The sequence below is a fragment of the Bacillus sp. BC05(2025) genome (genome assembly GCF_056725905.1).
Window position 1 is genome coordinate 1 of record NZ_JBWYRA010000040.1, and the last position, 425, is coordinate 425.

Annotated in this window: 4 tRNA genes; all 4 read left to right on the forward strand. The window is 50.1% G+C overall.

The features are described 5' to 3' along the window. The first annotated feature begins 15 nt into the window (after positions 1-15). Positions 16-98: transfer RNA gene (locus ACZ76X_RS29030), tRNA-Leu, on the forward strand. A gap of 96 nt (positions 99-194) precedes the next feature. Next, a tRNA-Arg gene (locus ACZ76X_RS29035) sits at positions 195-271 on the forward strand. 3 nt (positions 272-274) lie between these two features. Beyond that, positions 275-351, forward strand: a tRNA-Pro gene (locus tag ACZ76X_RS29040). A gap of 1 nt (position 352) precedes the next feature. Continuing rightward, positions 353-423 (forward strand) — tRNA-Gly (locus tag ACZ76X_RS29045). Positions 424-425: the final 2 nt, after the last annotated feature.

The following is a 425-nucleotide window of genomic DNA, read 5'->3' on the forward strand; positions in this document are numbered from 1 at the left end:
TTTTGTTTTTTCCGCGCGGTCGTGGCGGAACGGCAGACGCGCTAGGTTGAGGGCCTAGTGGGGGAAACCCCGTGGAGGTTCAAGTCCTCTCGGCCGCATCAAAAAATCTTTTAAAAAGTACTTGCATTAAAAAATGAAGTATGATAAGATAATTGAGTCGCCAAAATACAACGACGAAAAAACATCATGAATAAGCGCCCGTAGCTCAATTGGATAGAGCGTTTGACTACGGATCAAGAGGTTAGGGGTTCGACTCCTCTCGGGCGCGCCATAACGGGAAGTGGCTCAGCTTGGTAGAGCACCTGGTTTGGGACCAGGGGGTCGCAGGTTCAAATCCTGTCTTCCCGACCACGCGGGTGTAGTTTAGTGGTAAAACAAGAGCCTTCCAAGCTCTGGTCGAGAGTTCGATTCTCTTCACCCGCTTT